Genomic DNA, 18,614 nt, shown 5'->3' on the forward strand with positions numbered 1-18,614 from the left:
TACCCTGTACTGGGCGACGAAAAGGCGGATGATCCACCATCACTCAACTACCCTCACTGAGTTGCACGGTCATCGTGGTCAACTACAACGGCGGCGAGCTCGTCGCGGAATGCCTCGATTCGCTGATCGCCGCCGATCGGACAGGACTGGACGTCGAGATCGTCGTGGTCGACAACGCGTCGGCCGACGGTTCGGATCGGATGATCCAGCAGCGGTATCCGTCGGTTCGGCTCGTGCGCTCGGCCGTGAACCTCGGTTTCGGGGGCGGAGTGAATCTGGGCATCCGGCAGTCGCGAGGCGATCTCGTGGTTCTGGTCAATAGCGATGCGCGTGTCCAGACTAATTTCCTCCGAGCGATCGCCGAGCCCTTCAACGCGGACGAGCCACGCCTCGGCGCCGTGACGGCACGCATCCAACTCACCGGGCGCTTTCGCGAGACGCCGCTCGCGGGTGCCGAGTTCGTGAGTGCAGACGGACGCGGCTGGGAACGGGTTCTGGAGACGGACATCGACGGCGTCGAACTCATGAACAGCACCGGCGGGCAGATCTCCAGCTCGGGCAATGGAAGCGACCGTTCATGGCTTCAGCCCGTGGAGGAGGTCTCACCCGACGCCACGGTCTTCGGATTCTGTGGAGGAGGAGCCGCGATCCGACGGAGCACGCTCGACGACGTCGGCCTCTTCGACGAAAGACTGTTCATGTACTACGAGGACACGGACCTCTCCTGGCGGATGCGCCGCGCGGGCTGGGACATCCGATACGCCGACGCTGCTCGAACAGTGCATCATCACGCGGCATCGAGCGGAACGTCGTCGCAGCTCTTTCTCGTGAACAACATCCGCAATCGCGTGCTGGTCTCGGCACGAAACGCACCGATGCGTATGGTCGCCCTCGCGGGTCTCCGGACGGTTCTCGGACTCATCCGTCTGATCGTGCGTGCATACGGTCCGACTCGCGACGCGGCGGCGCGTCGGAGAGCGCGGGCTACGGTGACTGCTCTGGGGCAAGTGGCGGCACGATTGCCGCGCTATCTGAGCGATCGACGACGTATAGACCGATCCGCCGCGGTGCCACGCGACTTCATCGCCCTGTGGACGATTGCCGACTAGAGGTCGGCGTGCAACTGCCACACCTTCTCGGCTGAATCTCTCCAGCTGAATGCGTGTGACCTGTCGTATCCGGCTACGGAGAGCCGCTCGTACAGCTCGGTGTCTCCCAGCGCCGTGGTCATGGCCTGGGCGAGCCGCTCCGGATAGCCTGCAGCGTCGTCCCTGGCCACGGCCAGTCCGGCGCCTGCAGTGACTTCGAGCAGGGCCGGCGCGTCGGAGTGCACGACGGGGGTGCCGAAGTGCATCGCCTCGACCACGGGAAGCCCGAATCCCTCTGCCAGGCTGGGGAAGACGAAGAGCGACGCACGATCGAGCACGAGTGCGAGGTCAGAATCGCTCAGAAATCCCATCACTCGTACCCGGTCGGGTTCGAGGCCGGCTTCGGAGACCAGTTTGGCGACGTCGAGGTCGCCCCACCCAGGGGGGCCGACGATGAGGAGCGGAAACGACGGTGCGTCGGGGTGCGCCATCGCCTTGATGAGGGGGCCGAGGCCCTTTCTCGGCTCCAGCGTACCCACTGTCACAATGAAGTCGTCGGGGAGCTCGAGCGCGGCCGCGCGTACCTCGGCGTCGGTCGGGAGCACAAGCCGCGATCCGGCTGCGCCTCCGATGACCCTGATGCGGTCGCCGAAGTTCATGATCTCGGACAACTCCGACGCAACCGTGTGCGTAGGCACGACGATGGCGTCAGCGTATCGTCGCGCCCGTCGAGCGAGTGCCTTGTGCCAGGCGACACCGTGAGGGGTCAGAGTCTCGGGATGCGTCCACGGAACGACGTCGTGGATCGTCACCGCAACCTGTTCACCCAGCGAGTTCGTTCGATCGATCCGCCGGAGTGGGGCGAGGAGACTGGTCGCGTGGATCATGCCGCGCCCACGCGCACCGGTGGCCAGCCCCACCTGCCACGCACGGGACAACTCGCGACGCGGCAAGCCCAAGGTTGTGAGTCGTGCCAGGCCCGGCAGGCGAGACGTGACGGAGTCGGCCATCTCGCGAGGGACCTTCGAAACGATTCCTTCGACGTCGCATCCTCGTGGTGCCGTCGCGATGAGCTCGCGCGTGAGCTCCTCGGCGTAGCGTCCAATTCCCCCCGGAACGGTTCCGACCATTTGATCAATGATCACCCTGAGGGTTGTCATCAGTCTCCAAATACTCCCGATTGCGCTGCATCGTGCAGCACGGCAAATCAGTCCCGCCGGGCTCGAACAACGCTCGGGACCATGATGCGCACACGTACCGGGTACGGACGCCTATGGGCGGGTCGAACAAACGATGAACTGCTTGTGGCCACGACCCTACCAGGGTGTTTTCCGAGTTCCATGATCATCTGCCGGTGGCTCCGACCCCTCGTTTTCTGTTCGCCGCCGCGTGATCCCGCACATTTTAGGCCTCGACAGTAGACTGTTCAGGTCGGATCGACGGGTGCTCCCGGATATTCGCACATCACTCGACTCGAAGGTTTATTCAGATCATGCGCGGAATCATTCTCGCCGGTGGCTCAGGAACACGGCTGTGGCCCATCACCAAAGGCATCAGCAAGCAGCTCATGCCCATCTACGACAAGCCGATGATCTACTACCCCCTTTCGACGCTGATGATGGCGGGAATCAATGAGATTCTGATCATCACGACCCCCGAGTACAACGAGCAGTTCCGCTCGCTGCTCGGGGATGGCTCCGATCTCGGCATTCGCTTGGAGTATGCGGTGCAGCCGTCGCCCGACGGTCTTGCCCAGGCGTTCATCATCGGCGAGGAGTTCATCGGCGATGAAAGCGTCGCCCTGGTCCTCGGCGACAACATCTTCCACGGAACAGGTCTGGGATCTAACCTGCGGTCGAAGACGGACTTCGACGGCGCGCTTATCTTCGCCTACCACGTGGCCAACCCTCGGTCCTACGGCGTGGTCGAGTTCGACGATGACAACGTGGCCGTGTCGATCGAAGAGAAGCCGGAGAAGCCCAAGAGTAACTACGCGGTTCCGGGCCTCTATTTCTACGACAACTCCGTCGTCGAGATCGCGAAGACGATCGAGCCGAGCGCCCGTGGTGAGCTCGAGATCTCGACGGTGAACGAGCGTTACCTTCAGCAGGGAAACCTTCGCGTGCAGGTTCTCGATCGCGGAACGGCCTGGCTCGATACGGGAACATTCGAGTCGATGGTGCAGGCTACCGAGTTCGTGCGGGTCGTAGAAGACCGTCAGGGATTCAAGATCGGGTGCATCGAGGAGATCGCCTGGCGTGCGGGCTGGATCGACGATGCGCAGCTGGCCGAGCTCGCCGCCCCGCTCGTCAAGAGTGGGTACGGCGCGTATCTCAACGGACTTCTGGCCTCGAGCCGCTCCGAGTGAAAACGACATCGGCGCTGGTCGGCGACGAGGGCAGTGCGATTCCCGCGCCTGCTGTCGCGCCTTCTCCGTCGACGCTGTCCATCGGTGAAGCGCTCGCCGGGCATCGGAACTCGCTCGGCATCATCCGTCTGGTTCTCGCGATCGCGGTGATCTTCGACCACACCTTCGTCATCGGCGGCTATTTCGATGGCAACCCGATCGCATCCCTGACTCGCAATCAGGCCACCCTGGGGTCCCTCGCCGTTGGCGGATTCTTCGGGATCAGCGGATATCTGATTGCGAAGAGCGGCATGAGTGCCGACGTCGTGCAGTTCATCTGGCGGCGATTTCTTCGTATTTTTCCCGCGTATTGGACGGCGCTTCTCGTTACGGCGCTGGTGGCCGCACCTATTGTCTGGGTGACATCCGGTCGCGCATTGTCGAGCTTCTTCACCACGAGTATGAATGGCCCGCTCGGGTACCTCTGGGGAAATTGGTTGCTCGAGGTGCGCAACTACGGCATCTACGACATCTTCGAGGGAACGACTCCGTACGGGCAACTGGTGGGCTACAGCGTCTTCAACGGGTCTATTTGGACGCTGTATTACGAGTGGCTCTGCTACATGATCATCGCCCTTCTGGTGTTGTTCGGCGTGCTCATGCGGGCGCGGTTCCTGCTTCCCATGGCGACACTCCTCTTCATCGCGCTCGAGGTCGTCAACCTGGCTTCGCCGGGAGCGGCCACCAACGTCGTGCCCTTCCTCGGCGACCCGCTGCTCATCAAACTGGCCTACACGTTCCTGTGCGGTTCGACCATCGCGGTCTACAGCAAACAGGTTCCGTTCGACACGAGGATCGCGGTCTTCGCCCTCGTGCTGGGCCTCGTGACCCTGAAGTTCGGAGGGTTCGACATCTTCGGCCCCCCGACGATGACGTACTTCTTCCTGTGGCTGGCCGCCTGGCTGCCTAAGTCGTTCCAGAAGATCGGCAGCCCTAACGACTACTCGTATGGCGTCTACGTGTATGGCTTTCTCGTTCAACAGCTATTGGCCTATGTCGGCGTGTACCGACTCGGCTATCTGCCGTTCGCTCTCATCGCTGTCGTCATCTCCATGGCTTTGGCCTGGCTCAGTTGGCACCTCATCGAGAAGCGAGCCATGCGCTTGAAGGATTGGGGTCCGGGGCGCGGGATGCGGTACTGGTACGAGCGCGTCCGGCCGCCCCGCAACCGTCCTCACGAGGCCTGAAGTCTTTCGTCTTGTACGATCTATCCGACCATCCGCTCTTCCATATCAAAGGCTCCTTCCGTGACTAATTCACCATTCGGCTCCGTTCTCGTCTCGGGAGGCGCCGGTTTCATCGGTTCTGCGCTCTCGCAGAAGTTGGCCGCTCTCGCGGATCGATGGGTCGTGGTCGACTCCCTTCACCCGCAGGTGCACCCCACGCAGGAGCGTCCGGCGGATCTGCACGAGGCCGCGGAGCTGGTCGTCGGAGACGTGACGGTTCCCGAGGTATGGGATGCGGTGTTGGCCGACTTCTCGCCCGACGTCGTCATCCACCTCGCCGCCGAGACGGGAACCGCTCAGTCTCTCGATGAGGCGTCGAGGCACGCGAGGGTCAACGTGGTCGGCACCACCGAGATGCTCGACGCGCTCGGGCGCCACGGAATCGTGCCGGGCCACTTCATCCTGTCGTCTAGCCGGGCGGTCTACGGAGAGGGTGACTGGGAGCGCGACGGAGTCGTCTTCCAGCCGGGACAGCGCTCCCATGCCCAGTTCGAAGCCGGGCAGTGGGACTTCCCCGACGCGGTCGCCCTGCCGAGCACCCAGGCACGCACAGTTCCCGCGCCGACAAGCGTCTACGGTGCGACCAAGCTCGCACAAGAGAACATTCTCGGGGCATGGACGAGCGCCCGCGGCTCGGCGCTGACGGTGCTTCGGCTGCAGAACGTCTACGGCCCGGGGCAGTCCCTCATCAACTCCTACACGGGCATCGTCTCCCTGTTCTCGCAGCTGGCCCGCGATGGAAAGGTGATCCCTGTCTACGAGGACGGCCTCATCACGCGCGACTTCGTCTATATCGACGATGTGGCTGAAGGATTCGTGGCTGCGATCGGTCGAGTCCCCGAGAGCGGCTTCGCCCGTTACGACATCGGATCCGGCGTCGACACGACCATCCTCGACCTCGCCGGACGCATCGCTCGCTACCATGGCGCGCCAGAGCCGCGGATCTCGGGCGCCTACCGCGACGGCGATGTACGGCACGCCGCATGTCGTGTCGAAGCGACGCTCGAGGGTCTGGGCTGGCAGCCCCACTGGTCGGTCGACCAGGGCATCGCTGCCTTGCAGGAATGGATCGAGAGCCAGCGACACGACCGCTGACCCAGAGCTTCGGTCGTGGCCGTGGGGCGCATAATGGCCTAATGCGCCACTCCGACGACGTCGTGTTCTCACGGCCGTTCCTCTCCCCTGCGGAGATCCCCAATCTGACAGCCGTGTCGATGTCCTCCCATGCGCACGGTGACGGTCCGTTCACCGCGTCTGCGACGGCACGTCTGACGGCGCTCACCGGGGCACCGAACGTGCTTCTCACGTCGTCGGGAACGCACGCGCTCGAGATGGCCAGTCGGCTGTTGGATCTCGGTCCCGGCGACGAGGTCATTCTGCCCAGCTTCACCTTTCCGTCCGCGGCCACTGCCGTGGCGACGACGGGCGCGACCTGCGTATTCGTCGACATCGATCCGGCATCCGGCAACATCGACGTGGCGCAGGTCGACGAGGCCATCGGCCCGCGTACCCGGGCGATCTCGGTGATGAGCTATGGGGGAGTGGCGGTCGATTTCGACGCACTGCACGAGATCACCCGTCGAACCGGCCTGAGCCTGATCGAGGACAACGCGCACGGACTGGGTGGCTATCTCCGGGACCGTCCACTCGGCAGCTTCGGTCGCCTCGCCATGCAGAGTTTCCACGACACGAAGAATGTGCATTCCGGCGAAGGCGGCGCGCTCCTGGTCAATGACGCCGAGCTGTTCCAGCGTGCCGAGATCATCAGAGAAAAGGGCACAAACCGCTCTCGTTTCCTGCGCGGAGAAGTCGACAAGTACACGTGGGTCGACGAAGGCTCGAGCTACTTGATGAGCGAGTATGGTGCCGCCGTGCTGGACTCGCAGTTGCAATCGTTCGCCGAGATTCAGACCCGACGTTTCGCGGTGTGGAACGCCTATGCAGAGCATCTGGCGGACTGGGCGGATGCTCAGGGCGTCACGCTGATGCGGGTGCCGGATGACCGCACGCACACCGCGCACCTCTTCTACCTGCGGATGCCCACGCACGGTGAGCAGGTTCGCATGCTGTCTCATCTGCGCAGTCTGGGGGTCGTCGGAACGTTCCACTACGTGCCGCTCGACACGGCGCCGGCCGGTCTCCGTTTCGGGCGCACCCTTCGTCCGCTTACGCAGAGCAAGGCCTTCTCCGAAGAGATAGTGCGCCTTCCGCTGTGGGCAGGAATGACCGACGGGCAGGTCGAACGCGTGCTGGCCGCTGTGCAGTCGTTCGTCGTCGAACCGCAGAGTCTTCTAACTGCGGTGGAAAACCCTCGTGACGAGGTACGCGCGGGCTGACAGGCCTATCTTCACGGCCAGTCTCACGGGCGCCAGATACCATCCGGAGTATTTGCTCGACATGAAGCGGTACGCGCTCTGGTGATGCACCAGGACCATCCGCCTGCTGTCGCCGTCGGTCGAGTGCGCTCCCGAGTGCCGCACGAGGGCGGAGGGAGCGTAGCGGTTGCGCCATCCGGAACGACTCAACCGGTATCCGAGGTCGACGTCTTCGAAGTACATGAAGTACTTGTCGTCGAAGCCGCCGACAGCATCGAACGCCGCTCTGCGAACCAGTAGGCACGAACCGGAGAGCCATCCTGCATCGCGCTCACGAGGAGGATTCTCCGAGTCGTTGTGGTAACGCCTGCTCCACGGGTTCTCGGGCCAGAGATTCGCGAACAGAGCATGACCGGCTCCCGTTCGCAGCGACGGGATCGACCGAGCAGACGGGTACACCGCACCATCCGTCTCGACCAAGGGACCGACCGCACCGATCTGGGGATCCGATTCGCCAACGCGGACGAGTTCATCGACGCATCCCGGGGTCAATTCGATGTCCGGATTGCTCACGAGAATCCACGTGACGTCAGGTGGCAGGCTCTCGATCGCGGCATTCACTGCACCGCCATAGCCCGCGTTTCGATTCATCGGCAGGTAGCGTGCACCATGCGACTCGGCCTGCCGCTGCACTATGGCCCCGGCCTCGGGCTTGTTGTCGGCCACCACGACGAGCAGGGGGTTGACGCTGGCGGCATGCAGCGAGTCGAAGAATCCCTCGAGCACCTCCTCCGAACCGTAGCTGACGGTGACGACCGCGACCCGACTCGTCACGAGCGTGTGCTTTCGGCCGAGCGCCAGGCTTCGCAATAGCGTCTGGCGCACTCGCTCCACGTGAACAGGGCGCTGCGCTCGATGCCCGCTGCGGCCAGTTCGGCGCGACGGTCGGGGTCGTCGAGGAGCGCGCGCAGGGCCGTGGCGAGCGCGCCCGCATCGGGTTCGGAGTAGGCGACCGCGTCGCCGCCCACCTCGGGGATGGACAGTCGACGCGTGGTGAGCACCGCAGCGCCGCTGGCCATCGCTTCGAGCACGGGCAAACCGAATCCCTCGCCGAGGCTCGGATACACGACCGCGGCCGAGTCACCGAGAAAGGCCGACAGCAGCTCGAGGGGCAGATACCCGGCCTCGATCACCGGACGCTGGGGGAGTGGAATCGTGGAGAGCTCGTCGAGGATCTCGGCTGCACGCTCGTCCCAGCCGCGGGCACCCGAGAGCACCAGCACGGGGGTCGTCGGGTCGGATTGCCTGAGGGTGGCGTGTGCCGCGAGGAGCGCGGGGACGTTCTTGCGCGGCTCGAGTGTGCCGAGGAACGCGAGATACGGCGCATCGGGCTGCAGGCCGATCCGGGCGCGCACGGCGGCCACCGCGTCGGCTGTCGGCGGTGAGAAGACGCGCTCGTCGACGCCGAGGTGCGCGACCTGGATGCCGGCGGCCGGTATTCGCACGAAACGTGCGAGATCGGAGGCCGTGGCCTGGCTCACCGCCACCAGGCTCGTCGCCATCCGGGCGGCCAGCCGGATCCACGTGCGGAAGAAGATGCCCTTGACTCTGCCGTGGACATCGGGCGAGCTGAAGAAGGTGGCGTCGTGCACGGTGACGACATGAGCCGCCGCGCCGAGGATCGGAAACGTGTAGTGCGGCGAGTGGATGACGAGGGCGCCCCGGCGGCGTGCGAGCGCGGGCAGGCCGAGCTGCTCCCAGACGAGGCGCAGAGGGCGCCGGTTCGTCAGTGGCGGAGCGACGATGTAGTTGTGCGACGGCGCGACGGCCGCGAACGCCGGGATGTCGGCGCGTTTGGCGACCACATCGATGGTCTCTCCGAGCTCATCGAGCCCTTGCAGCAGGCCGCCGATGAATCGGGCGACCCCACCCTGGGTCGGAGGCACGCTCGTGGCGTCGAGGAGTACACGGAGCCGTGCGGTCACGAATCCGCACCGGATGAGGTGTCCACGCCGATGGCGGGCGGCATCCGGCGTACGACCTCTTCCAGTTCGCGCAGGCGCATCTCCTGCAGAGCGTTTTCTTCGGCCAACACCCGGGTCTGGGTCTCGAGGGCGGTGAGCTCACTCGAGTGCTGGATGCAGACGAAGAACAGCACGAAGATGCTCACGAAGAACACCAGGTTCGTGGGCACAGCGATGCCTACGAGTCCTGCAGCGAAGACGAGCAGCTGAGGGAAGATGCCGAAGATCAGCGAGATCGTGCCCGCCACCAGCCAATAGATCGCGTGGCGTTCCCTGAGTCGTCGACGACGCAGCAGCTCGATAACGATGAAGAGGGTGATCAGGGCGGTGACGATGCCGAAGAGATAACTGGCGAGATTCATACGACGGCCACTCCAGGCTCTGGATCGGGCAGTCTCGGTCGAAGCAGGGCGATCGTCAGCGCCATGGTGGCCCGGCCCAGATAGGTAGCGGCCTTCCACGGGTTGTGCGACGGGGTGCCGCCGGCGCGCGGGCGCATCGACACCGCGACCTGCTGGATGCGCAGACCCGATCGGGCGGCGATCACCAGCGACTCGATGGTGTCACCGAGATACTCCGCCGGATAGTGCTCCGCGAAGAGTCGCACGGCGCGAGGGCCGCTCGCGCGGAAACCCGACGTCGTATCTGTGAGCTTCACGCCTGCCACCCACGAGATCGTCACCGAAAGCACCCGCATGGCCCATTTGCGGGGGCCGCGCACCGTGTAGTCGCCTTCTCCTGCGAAGCGAGCTCCGATTGCCAGGTCAGTGACTTCGAGCGCCTCGAGGAGCTTGATGACGCCGCTGGGGTCGTGCTGACCATCGGAGTCGATCTGTATGACGTTGTCGTAGCCATTGTTGACGGCGTACTTGAATCCGACCCTCATGGCGCCGCCCACGCCGAGATTGAACGGCAGCCTGGCGACGTCTGCACCGGCCGATCTCGCCTCGGCGATCGTGTTGTCGGTGGAGCCGTCGTCTACCACCAGGCACTTGACGCCGGGCAGCTTTTCGTAGACCTCGCGAACGACATCGGCCACAGATGCCTCTTCGTTCAGCGCGGGCATCACGATCAGTGTTCGATCGAGGGCGGCATGCATGGGCTCAATCCTACCCAGTCGGGACAGGTCGTCGTCGGCGTTGCCTGTGCCTGTCATGAGGACTTCGAGTAGGGACGTCCGAGGACGTGCTGAAGAAGAGTGCGTCGGCCCACGACGTTGCGTGCCCGGATCGCGCCGGGCAGCTCGCTCAGTGCGTTGAGCCGTGACGTGATGTGGTGCCTCGCCGCCCTCGCAGCGCGGGGCCACCCGAGCGCATCCGCTGCGTCTGCCGACTCGTAGAACAGGGTTCGCTCCTGCCGGAACTTCGAGCCGTCGGGGCCGGTCACCGCCGAGACGCTCGCCGAGTGGCGACGGTAGTGGAAGACGATCGTGTCGTCGAGCACCAGCGATCCGCCGGCCTTGGTGATCTCGAGCAGCATCGCCAGGTCCTGGACCACGTCGAGATCCACTCGGAATCCGTGCCGCTTCAGCTCCGACACGCGCCAGACGAGAGAGGGGAAGTAGGTCCAGTTGCCGCGCAGCAGGCTCGTTGCGAGCGTCTCGCCCGAGTACTGGCGGGCACCGGTTCCACGGAACCGATAGAGAGCCTTGACCCGGTCGGCCAGGGGCTTGGAGTCGGCGCCGTCGGTGTCGATGACGCTGACGCCGGGCTGGATGATCGAGGCATCGGGGAACTGCGCGATCAGCTGCTTCACCCGCGCCACGTATCCGGGCAGCATCACATCGTCGCATCCCATGAGCACGCTGAACTCGCTCTGCATGAGGCCGACGCATTTGATGTAGTTGCGACTCGGCCTGAGGTTGACCTCGTTGCGGATGTAGGTGATGCGCTCGTCACCCAGGGACTGCGCCCATTCGCCCGGTGCGAGGTCGGGGTACACGTCGTCAACGATGGTGAGGCGCCAGTCGGGGTCGGACTGCGCCAAGACGCTCTGAACCGCCTCGCGAAAGTGGTCGAAGCGGCCGTAGAAAGGCATCATGATATCGAGTGTCACCACGGTACGCTAGCAAACCTTCATCGACGGATGCGTCGGGCGAGTGCCTCGACGCCCGCCGGGATCCGGCCGCCGCGGCCTCGAACACCGTCGCCGAGACCCGCCAGGATCACGCGTGCGCGGAGCACGCGTGACGGACCGAGCGCGAGCGCGATGAGAAAGTGCCGCAGGTCGAGCAGGGTCTCCTTCGCCGCCCACGCCGGATGAGCCCGACCGAACAGCCTGTTCATCGCGCAGCGGTTGCGTGCCAGATAGTAATAACGGAAGGGGGCGCTCAGAGTGATGCTGGCGGGTCTGCCCTTGACGACGACGGCTCGCCCGAGAACAGACACGGCGGTCTTGGTGCCGAGCGCGTGTCCCAGCGAGGTCTCTCGAGCGACGACCGTCTCCAGTCCGTTCGATCGAGCGCGCATGTAGTACTCGGTGTCGACGCAGTCGATGAACAAACTCTCGAGAAAGGGGCCGAGGCGGCTCAGTGCACTCTCGGGCAGTAGGAGCCCGGACTGAATCGGTTCGGCGCCGAGCGCCACACCTCTGAGCTCGCCGCGCCTGGTCTGCGGCACGCCCTCGACACGTTCGGGTGCGACCATCCCCACGGGTAGGCCGGCGGCGACCGCGTCGTCGGCGGCGTCGACGAGTGCGTCGATATAGCCGGATGCGACGATCGAGTCCTGGTCGAAGGTCACGATCGAGCCCGGTTCGGGTGTCATCGACCGCGCTGCGGTCACGCCGCGGTTGAGCGCCGCGGCGATGCCGCGATTGTGCCCGGTGCGCACGACCACACAGCCCAGCGCCTCGCACTCCGACAGGATCGTGTCGACAGCGGTTCCACCCGTGCTTCCGTCATCGACGACGACGACCCCATCGGTCTGTTCGAGCAGGCCCTCGCACAGAGTCACGAGCGCTACCGACGGGTTGAAGGCGGTGACGACTGCCAGCACGGGTCGATTCGACGAGACGGCGTCGGGATTCGGGTCTGTCACGACAACTCCGGTTTCGATGGGAGCCCTGAGGGGCGGGCGCCGGGGAGACGGTGCCGTGATTACTATGCTTGCATGTGCTCGATCAGCAGCCGTTCGATCGGGCGCAAGCCGAGTGGAGCAGCGTGACGAGAAGCCGAACAACGTCGGGGATGGTCAGCGTCTGCATGGCCAGCTACCGCGGCGAGAAGTACATTGCCGAACAGGTCACGTCGATCCTGCGGCAACTCGACGCCGACGATGAACTCGTGATCGTCGACGACGCATCGCCCGACGCGACGGTCGACGTGGTACAGGCGATCGGGGACCCCCGGATCAGGATCGAACGCAATGCCGTGAACCAGGGGTACGTGCGAGGGTTCGAGCGTGCCGTCGGCCTCGCCCGCGGGGAGTTCGTGTTGCTCGCCGACCAGGATGACGTGTGGACATCCGGTCGAGTCGATGCCATGGTGACCGCGCTCGCGGACGCCAAAGTCGTTGCGGGAAACTACTCGGTATTGGGCGAGAACGGCCGAATCCCGGCGCGGTGGCCGCTGACAGCCGAGCAATCGCACCGCGAGTTGGCGAACGAGTTCGGGATCCTCGTCGGTTATCGTCCGTACTTCGGCTGCGCGATGGGCATGCGTCGAGACGCCGTCGACGATTTCCTGCCCGTTCCCGCCTATTTCACCGAATCGCACGACCTGTGGCTTGCGATCGTCGGAAACGCGACCCGGAGCATCCGGCACCTGCCCCGCGTCGTCGTCGAGAGGCGGCTGCACGATGCGAACGCCACTCCGCTGCGCTGGCGCGGAATCGGTCAGATCCTGCGCGCTCGCATCATGATCGCTCGCGGGCTCATCGAGGCGAGACGACGAAAACGGAGCTGAGCTCGATCCGGGGAGGGACGCTATCATTCGGGTGGTCGACCGACCATCCTCGTATTCGAGGTCGCCACCACCCCAAGGAGTGTCGTCGTGAGCTTGATGTCGCGAGCTGTCGCATCCCTGACCACCGAGGGTCCGCGCCAAGCAGCGTCGCGGGTCTTCAATCGTCTCTCGATTCAACTGCAGACCAATCGCCTCGGCGACTCGCTCGTGCGTCCGGAGGATGCCGTCGCCGTCGATTGGACGGTCCCTCCGCTTTTCGCGACCGACCCGCCGAAGCCGAAGACCGAGAACGTCAAGACGGCCTGGATCATCTCGCCTCCCGGACGGACGAGCGGCGGCCACCAGAATGCTTTCCGCTTCATGGACTTCCTCGAGAAGGCGGGGCATTCGGTCACGGTGTACTTCTATACGACGGAGTCGAAGCCGATCGACCTCGTCGCCATACGTGAGATGCTCCGGTCCACCAGCGCGTATCCCGATCTGCGGGGGCAGCTCCGCATCTACGACCTGGAGAAGGGGCTCGATCTCGACACCGACGCCGTCTTCGCCACGGGGTGGGAGACGGCCTATCCGGCCTACCTGCATCCCACGAACGCCCGACGTTTCTACTTCACTCAGGACTTCGAGCCGGCGTTCTATCCCTCTGGCAGCGACTACGTCCTCGCCGAGAACACGTACCGCTTCGGATTCCACGGCATATCGGCCGGGCGCTGGCTCGCGTCGAAACTCACCGCCGAGTACGGCATGCCCGGCGACCACTACGACTACGCCGTAGACAAAGACCACTACTCGCTGATCAACTCGAATCGTCGCACGGAGGTCCTCTTCTACGCTCGTCCGCCGACAGCACGACGTGCGTTCGAGTTCGGGCGCCTCGTATTGACGGAGCTGCACAGGCTTCGGCCCGACATCGTCATCAACATGGTCGGATGGGACATCTCGCCGTACCCGGTTCCCTTCCCCTACGTAAACCACACGGCTCTCGACATCTCTCAACTCAACGAGGTCTACAACAGGTGCGCAGGCGCCTTGATCCTGTCGTTGACGAACATGTCGCTGCTGCCCATGGAAGTCATGGCCAGCGGCGTGGTTCCCGTTGTGAACGATGCGCCGAACACGCGCGAGATCTTCGACAGTCCGTACATCGACTACCAGCCGCTGTCTCCGGGAGCGATGGCCGCGCGCCTCATCGCGATCGTCGACGATGAGAATCAGGTGTCGCACGCCACGTCCATGGCCGCGTCGGTCGCGTCGACCGACTGGATCGACCCGGGCGAGACCTTCATCCGAGACTTCACCGCCGCCATGGCCGGGGCTGCAGACGGGGCGTCCGCGCATTGACGGGTACCCTGAGCAGGTGAGTTTAATCAAGAAGGCATGGCTCGTGTTGCGCTCGGATGGCCCCAAGTCGGTCGTATCGAAGGCAATCCATCGGTGGAGCCGGTCCATCCCGCCCGAGGCCGGAACGATCAAGCTCGGATTCCTCGTGAAGACCACCGACGCGAGCGAGGTCGACTGGAGCGTGCCGCATCCTGCCGTGGTGAACCCGATCCGTGTCGACGGCAAGACCGTCGTCGCGTGGATCATGTCGCCCCCCGGGGAGTCGAGCGGAGGGCACCAGAACATCTTCCGTTTCATCAACTTCCTCGAAGAGGCCGGACATACGGTTCGTGTCTACCTCTACAGCGCGCACACGCCATACAGCGTTGCCCTCGTGAAGGAGATGGTCAAGAATTCGCCGTCGTATCCCGATGTCAAAGCGTCGTTCGAGGACTACACCGACGAGGGCGTAGCCGCCGACGTCACCGCGATCTTCGCCACGGGGTGGGAGACTGCTTATCCCTCTTTCCGCGACCGCTCGCCCGCACGCCGCTTCTACTTCGTGCAGGACTTCGAACCGTATTTCTACGCGGTCGGGTCAGACACCGTGCTGGCCGAGAACACCTATCACTTCGGCTTCGAGGCCATCACGGCCGGTGGCTTCCTGGCTCACAAGCTCTCGACCGAATACGGCATGAAGGCGTCGTCGTTCGACTTCGGCGCCAACCGAGAGCTGTACTCGGTCACCAATACCGAGCGCCGCAAAGAGGTCTTCTTCTACGCGCGGCCCGTCACGGCACGGCGGGGCTTCGAGCTCGGGATACTCGCTCTCGAGCATTTCGCTCGGGCCAGGCCGGACTACATCATCAACCTGGCCGGATGGGATGTCAGTGCCTACGACATCCCGTTCGACTACGTGAACCTCAAGGACCTCAAGATCGACGAGCTCAACGAGGTCTACAACCGGTGCGCAACGGGCCTTGTCATCTCTCTCACCAACATGTCGCTGCTTCCGTTGGAATTGCTGAGCGCGGGCGTCATCCCCGTGGTCAACGAGGGGCCGAACAACCGCCTTGTCAGTGACAATCCGTTCCTGGCCTACTCGGCCGCCTCGCCGCACGCGCTCGCGAACAAGATGATCGAGATCGTCGACAGGCAAGACCTGCCCGAGTATGCGGTCGCTGCCTCCGAGAGTGTGCGCGGCAGCGACTGGGAGACCTCGGGCCGTGCGTTCGTGGAGATCTTCGAGAGCTCGCTCCGTGGCTAGAGTCGTCGTCATCGGCGCGAACGGGTTCATCGGCTCCCACCTCGTCGACGAGCTGGCCGACCGAGGTCATGAGGTCAGGGCGTTCGACCGGTTCTCGAGCGACTACGTCGCCTTCACCGCCCCATCGGTCGAGAAGGTCGCCGGCGATTTCATGAATCAGGCCGACATCGCCGATGCGGTGCGCGATCAGGAGTACGTCTTCCACTTCCTGTCGACGACGACCCCGGCGACGGCCGAGAACGACCCGACGGTCGACATCCGCACGAACCTCGCTTCGACTGTCGAACTCTTGCAGCAGTCGGTCGATGCGGGCGTTCGCAAAGTGTTCTTCGCCTCGACGGGCGGCGCGATCTACGGTCACCAGGCCGATCTCGACCTGTCGGAATCACTGCAGCCCTTGCCAGTCTCTCCCTACGCGATCGGCAAGCTCGCCATCGAGGGCTACCTGCGTTATTTCACGACGAAGTTCGGCATCGAGACCGTCTCCTTCCGCATCTCGAACCCGTATGGCACTCGACAGCGGCCCAACAAGAGACAGGGCGTCATTCCGATCTTCCTGCACCGGATCGCTCAAGGGCTTCCCCTGACCGTTCTGGGAGACGGCTCGATGACACGCGACTACGTCTTCGTCAAGGACGTCGTCGAGATGGTCGCAGAGACCGTCGACCGCCCCACAGCCAGTTCCGTCTACAACATCGGCAGTGGCCGCGGCGCGACGATCAACGAACTCGTCGAGGTCATGTCGCGGGTCACGGGACGGGTGCCCGAACTCGAGTACCGGCGCTCACCGGCGACATACCTCGAGCGTGCTGTGCTCGATACCAGCCTCTACCGAGCCGAATTCGGCCACGACGACTTCGTGAGCCTCGAAGACGGTATCGCGCAGACGTGGCGACAGATTTCCGAGGAGAACCGATGACGAACGATCTCGATCGCGTCGATGTGACCGTAGCCGTTCTCACCTACAACGGTGAGGACTATCTCGAGGACATCCTGTCTGCTCTGGAGCGCCAGCGATTCGATGGCAGCTACGAGATCCTGGTCATCGACTCCGGATCGACGGACAGCACGCTCGAGATCGTGGCGCGTCACCCCCGTGTCCGACTGCATCAGATTCCGAACTCCGAGTTCGGCCATGGAAAGACGCGCAACCTCGCAGCCCGACTCGCCAAGGGCACGGTGATTGCCTACCTGACCCATGACGCGATTCCGAAGACCGTGCACTGGCTGCGCGAGATCAGCGCCCCTCTGCTCGCGCCGAACACCGGTATCAAAGCGGTCATGGGAAAGCAGGTTCCGAGGCCTGCCTGCTTCCCTCTGCTGAAGTACGAGATCGAGATGGTCTTCCGCAACTTCGGCCCCGACTTCGGAACGACCGTCTTCTACGATTACGGCGTCGACGGCGACCAGGGAATGATCGACGCCTTGGGCTTCTACTCCGACGTCAACTCGGCGACGCTCGTCGAGTTCCTGCTCGAGGTCATCCCGTACCGGGACGTGCGGTACTCGGAGGACATGATCTTCGGGCACGACCTGATCGAGGCGGGCTATCGCAAGGCATATGCGCCTCGCGCCTCTGTCATCCACTCGAACGACCTGACACTGGCGGAGTACAGACGCCGCATCTTCGATGAGACGGTCGGGCTGCGACAGATCGGCAAGGTGATCGAGCCGCCGACGGTCCTCGGCACGACGCGACTGATCGTGCGCGGTATCCTCGCAGACTCCGTGCGCCTCATCCGTGATAGGCGTAGTCCTCACGAGGGCGGCTACACGGTCGCTCGACGCATCTACTGGCTGTTCGTCAATCCGCGGTATCACATCGCGAAGTGGCGTAGCTTCCGACGCTCTGCGATGGTCGATTTGACTGACGAGGCGGCGATCCGGGCGGGCTCGCTCGAGCACAGCCGCAAGGCCTGACGCCCGCCCGAGCTGTCAGCTCGCGCGTACGATCGGGTCGAGTCGGATGATGCCGCGGTACCCATGTGCATCAGCCGGCATCTCGAATGACGCGCCCGCCAGCATGAGGTCGTAGTTCACGCCGTTCGAACCGCCGAGCCCCGCGTTCACGAGGTACTGACCGCCGCCCAAGCCTGCGTTAGGGATGCGGAAATTGATCGTGTGACGGCCGACCGTGTTGGGCAGCGGCGGCAGATCGAACGTCGTCATGTCGAAGAGCTGCATGCCGAGCGGATTCGAGATCGAGAATCCGATTCCCCAATCGGGCTGAGGGTTCACGACGTCGACCACGATCTCGGCCTCGATGTCGGTGCCTCCGTCGACGGACACGGCGCGCGCGTCCATGCTCACGATCGAATAGGTGTCTGACCGGAGCGCCAACAGGCGCTCCTCGTCGAGCTGCTTCTGACGGTCGGCATCGTAGCCGTCGCGAAGCACCTGGATGCCCTTGGCCGGATCGCCGTCGTGGACGACGACGCCCTTTTTGAGCACCAGAACGCGGTCGCAGAGGCTGCCCACCTGATCCGACGAGTGACTCACCAGAACGATGGTGCGGCCCTCCCGCTGGAACTGAACGATCTTGCTCATGCACTTGCGCTGGAACGGTTCGTCTCCGACGGCCAAGACTTCGTCGACGAGCAGGATGTCGGGATCTACGTGCACGGCGACGGAGAACGCGAGTCGCACGTACATACCCGAGCTGTAGAACTTCACCTGGGTGTTGATGAAGGCCTCGATGCCGGCGAAGTCGACGATGGAGTCGAAGTGGCGATCGGTCTCGCTTCGGCTGAGCCCGAGAATGGCGGCGTTCAGGTAGACGTTCTCTTTGCCCGTCAGATCGGGGTGGAAGCCTGCGCCGAGCTCGAGAAGCGCGGCGACCCGGCCGCGTCGGGAGACCGACCCACGGGTGGGCTCGATGATTCCACCGACGATCTTCAGAAGCGTGCTCTTCCCGGAGCCGTTGTGACCGACGAGACCCAGCGTCGAGCCCATGGTCACGTCGAAGTCGACATCTCGAAGCGCCCAGAAGTCTTTGCGATTCTTGCGGCCCTGGGGCAGGTTGACCAGTCGTTCTTTGATCGACTTATCGGTGTGCATGACGAA

General features: G+C 64.1%; 18 protein-coding genes. 10 read left to right on the forward strand and 8 right to left on the reverse strand.

Going from position 1 to position 18,614, the window contains the following annotated elements; translation table 11 throughout:
- The first annotated feature begins 71 nt into the window (after window positions 1–71).
- On the forward strand, window positions 72–1,109 hold the full coding sequence (locus CCK87_RS02340; RefSeq protein WP_283160426.1) for a glycosyltransferase family 2 protein: 1,038 nt from the start codon (window positions 72–74) through the stop codon (window positions 1,107–1,109).
- Here CCK87_RS02340 and CCK87_RS02345 read toward each other — a convergent pair.
- A complete protein-coding gene (locus tag CCK87_RS02345) occupies window positions 1,106–2,248 on the reverse strand; it encodes a glycosyltransferase family 1 protein (protein WP_086459888.1) in 1,143 nt (380 codons plus the stop codon). The two genes, CCK87_RS02340 and CCK87_RS02345, sit on opposite strands and share 4 nt — an antisense overlap.
- Window positions 2,249–2,580: 332 nt before the next feature.
- Between CCK87_RS02345 and rfbA the strand changes: the two genes are divergently transcribed.
- From rfbA to rffA, 4 genes are read left to right on the forward strand one after another with little or no spacing between them, the layout of a single operon-like run.
- Entirely contained in the window at window positions 2,581–3,456 is an 876-nt protein-coding gene (gene rfbA, locus CCK87_RS02350) for a glucose-1-phosphate thymidylyltransferase RfbA (protein ID WP_086459889.1), read from the forward strand.
- Entirely contained in the window at window positions 3,453–4,682 is a 1,230-nt protein-coding gene (locus tag CCK87_RS02355; RefSeq protein WP_170927113.1) for an acyltransferase, read from the forward strand. Before rfbA ends, CCK87_RS02355 begins: the two co-directional genes overlap by 4 nt.
- Window positions 4,683–4,742: 60 nt before the next feature.
- Window positions 4,743–5,816 (forward strand): NAD(P)-dependent oxidoreductase, encoded by a 1,074-nt coding sequence (locus tag CCK87_RS02360; RefSeq protein WP_086459891.1) that lies wholly within the window; start codon window positions 4,743–4,745, stop codon window positions 5,814–5,816.
- Window positions 5,817–5,857: 41 nt separating this feature from the next.
- Window positions 5,858–7,057 (forward strand): dTDP-4-amino-4,6-dideoxygalactose transaminase, encoded by a 1,200-nt coding sequence (rffA, locus tag CCK87_RS02365; RefSeq protein WP_086459892.1) that lies wholly within the window; start codon window positions 5,858–5,860, stop codon window positions 7,055–7,057.
- On the opposite strand, the gene CCK87_RS02370 is transcribed toward rffA, so the two are convergent.
- The 6 genes from CCK87_RS02370 to CCK87_RS02395 are packed head-to-tail and all read right to left on the reverse strand — an operon-like array spanning window position 7,013 to window position 12,098.
- A complete protein-coding gene (locus CCK87_RS02370; RefSeq protein ID WP_170927114.1) occupies window positions 7,013–7,870 on the reverse strand; it encodes a glycosyltransferase family 2 protein in 858 nt (285 codons plus the stop codon). The two genes, rffA and CCK87_RS02370, sit on opposite strands and share 45 nt — an antisense overlap.
- Entirely contained in the window at window positions 7,867–9,021 is a 1,155-nt protein-coding gene (locus tag CCK87_RS02375; RefSeq protein WP_086459893.1) for a glycosyltransferase family 1 protein, read from the reverse strand. The genes CCK87_RS02370 and CCK87_RS02375 overlap by 4 nt, the downstream gene beginning before the upstream one ends.
- Window positions 9,018–9,422 carry a DUF2304 domain-containing protein gene (locus tag CCK87_RS02380; RefSeq protein WP_086459894.1) on the reverse strand — a complete coding sequence of 135 codons (405 nt, stop codon included), beginning with the start codon at window positions 9,420–9,422 and terminating at the stop codon, window positions 9,018–9,020. Before CCK87_RS02380 ends, CCK87_RS02375 begins: the two co-directional genes overlap by 4 nt.
- Complete coding sequence (locus CCK87_RS02385) at window positions 9,419–10,159, reverse strand: glycosyltransferase family 2 protein (protein WP_086460338.1); 741 nt, start codon at window positions 10,157–10,159, stop codon at window positions 9,419–9,421. Before CCK87_RS02385 ends, CCK87_RS02380 begins: the two co-directional genes overlap by 4 nt.
- 53 nt (window positions 10,160–10,212) lie before the next feature.
- A complete protein-coding gene (locus CCK87_RS02390; protein WP_086460339.1) occupies window positions 10,213–11,115 on the reverse strand; it encodes a glycosyltransferase in 903 nt (300 codons plus the stop codon).
- Between the two features lie 20 nt (window positions 11,116–11,135).
- On the reverse strand, window positions 11,136–12,098 hold the full coding sequence (locus tag CCK87_RS02395) for a glycosyltransferase (protein WP_170927115.1): 963 nt from the start codon (window positions 12,096–12,098) through the stop codon (window positions 11,136–11,138).
- 122 nt (window positions 12,099–12,220) lie between these two features.
- Here CCK87_RS02395 and CCK87_RS02400 point away from each other — a divergent pair, with 122 nt between their 5' ends.
- From CCK87_RS02400 to CCK87_RS02420, 5 genes are all read left to right on the forward strand, one after another.
- Window positions 12,221–12,964 (forward strand): glycosyltransferase, encoded by a 744-nt coding sequence (locus tag CCK87_RS02400; protein ID WP_249273667.1) that lies wholly within the window; start codon window positions 12,221–12,223, stop codon window positions 12,962–12,964.
- A gap of 96 nt (window positions 12,965–13,060) precedes the next feature.
- A complete protein-coding gene (locus CCK87_RS02405) occupies window positions 13,061–14,305 on the forward strand; it encodes a glycosyltransferase family 1 protein (RefSeq protein WP_349289983.1) in 1,245 nt (414 codons plus the stop codon).
- Window positions 14,306–14,321: 16 nt separating this feature from the next.
- Complete coding sequence (locus tag CCK87_RS02410) at window positions 14,322–15,551, forward strand: glycosyltransferase family 4 protein (protein ID WP_140162743.1); 1,230 nt, start codon at window positions 14,322–14,324, stop codon at window positions 15,549–15,551.
- The gene (locus CCK87_RS02415; protein WP_086459898.1) at window positions 15,544–16,470 is read left to right on the forward strand and encodes an NAD-dependent epimerase/dehydratase family protein; all 927 of its coding nucleotides are present in this window, start codon (window positions 15,544–15,546) and stop codon (window positions 16,468–16,470) included. Before CCK87_RS02410 ends, CCK87_RS02415 begins: the two co-directional genes overlap by 8 nt.
- Window positions 16,467–17,471 carry a glycosyltransferase family 2 protein gene (locus CCK87_RS02420; RefSeq protein WP_086459899.1) on the forward strand — a complete coding sequence of 335 codons (1,005 nt, stop codon included), beginning with the start codon at window positions 16,467–16,469 and terminating at the stop codon, window positions 17,469–17,471. Before CCK87_RS02415 ends, CCK87_RS02420 begins: the two co-directional genes overlap by 4 nt.
- Window positions 17,472–17,486: 15 nt before the next feature.
- Here CCK87_RS02420 and CCK87_RS02425 read toward each other — a convergent pair whose 3' ends face one another.
- Window positions 17,487–18,608: an ABC transporter ATP-binding protein gene (locus CCK87_RS02425; protein WP_249273668.1), complete on the reverse strand. Its 1,122-nt coding sequence runs from the start codon at window positions 18,606–18,608 to the stop codon at window positions 17,487–17,489.
- Between the last annotated feature and the right edge of the window lie 6 nt (window positions 18,609–18,614).

The sequence above is a fragment of the Agreia sp. VKM Ac-1783 genome, assembly GCF_900177765.1.
Lineage (GTDB): Bacteria > Actinomycetota > Actinomycetes > Actinomycetales > Microbacteriaceae > Agreia.

What these genes read in the sequence shown, in the direction of transcription:
- CCK87_RS02420 (WP_086459899.1), top strand. Translation starts at nt 16,467, where the DNA reads ATGACGAACGATCTCGATCGCGTCGATGTGACCGTAGCCGTTCTCACC.
- CCK87_RS02385 (WP_086460338.1), bottom strand. Translation starts at nt 10,159, where the DNA reads ATGCATGCCGCCCTCGATCGAACACTGATCGTGATGCCCGCGCTGAAC.
- CCK87_RS02405 (WP_349289983.1), top strand. Translation starts at nt 13,061, where the DNA reads ATGTCGCGAGCTGTCGCATCCCTGACCACCGAGGGTCCGCGCCAAGCA.
- CCK87_RS02345 (WP_086459888.1), bottom strand. Translation starts at nt 2,248, where the DNA reads ATGACAACCCTCAGGGTGATCATTGATCAAATGGTCGGAACCGTTCCG.
- rffA (WP_086459892.1), top strand. Translation starts at nt 5,858, where the DNA reads ATGCGCCACTCCGACGACGTCGTGTTCTCACGGCCGTTCCTCTCCCCT.
- CCK87_RS02425 (WP_249273668.1), bottom strand. Translation starts at nt 18,608, where the DNA reads ATGCACACCGATAAGTCGATCAAAGAACGACTGGTCAACCTGCCCCAG.
- CCK87_RS02380 (WP_086459894.1), bottom strand. Translation starts at nt 9,422, where the DNA reads ATGAATCTCGCCAGTTATCTCTTCGGCATCGTCACCGCCCTGATCACC.
- rfbA (WP_086459889.1), top strand. Translation starts at nt 2,581, where the DNA reads ATGCGCGGAATCATTCTCGCCGGTGGCTCAGGAACACGGCTGTGGCCC.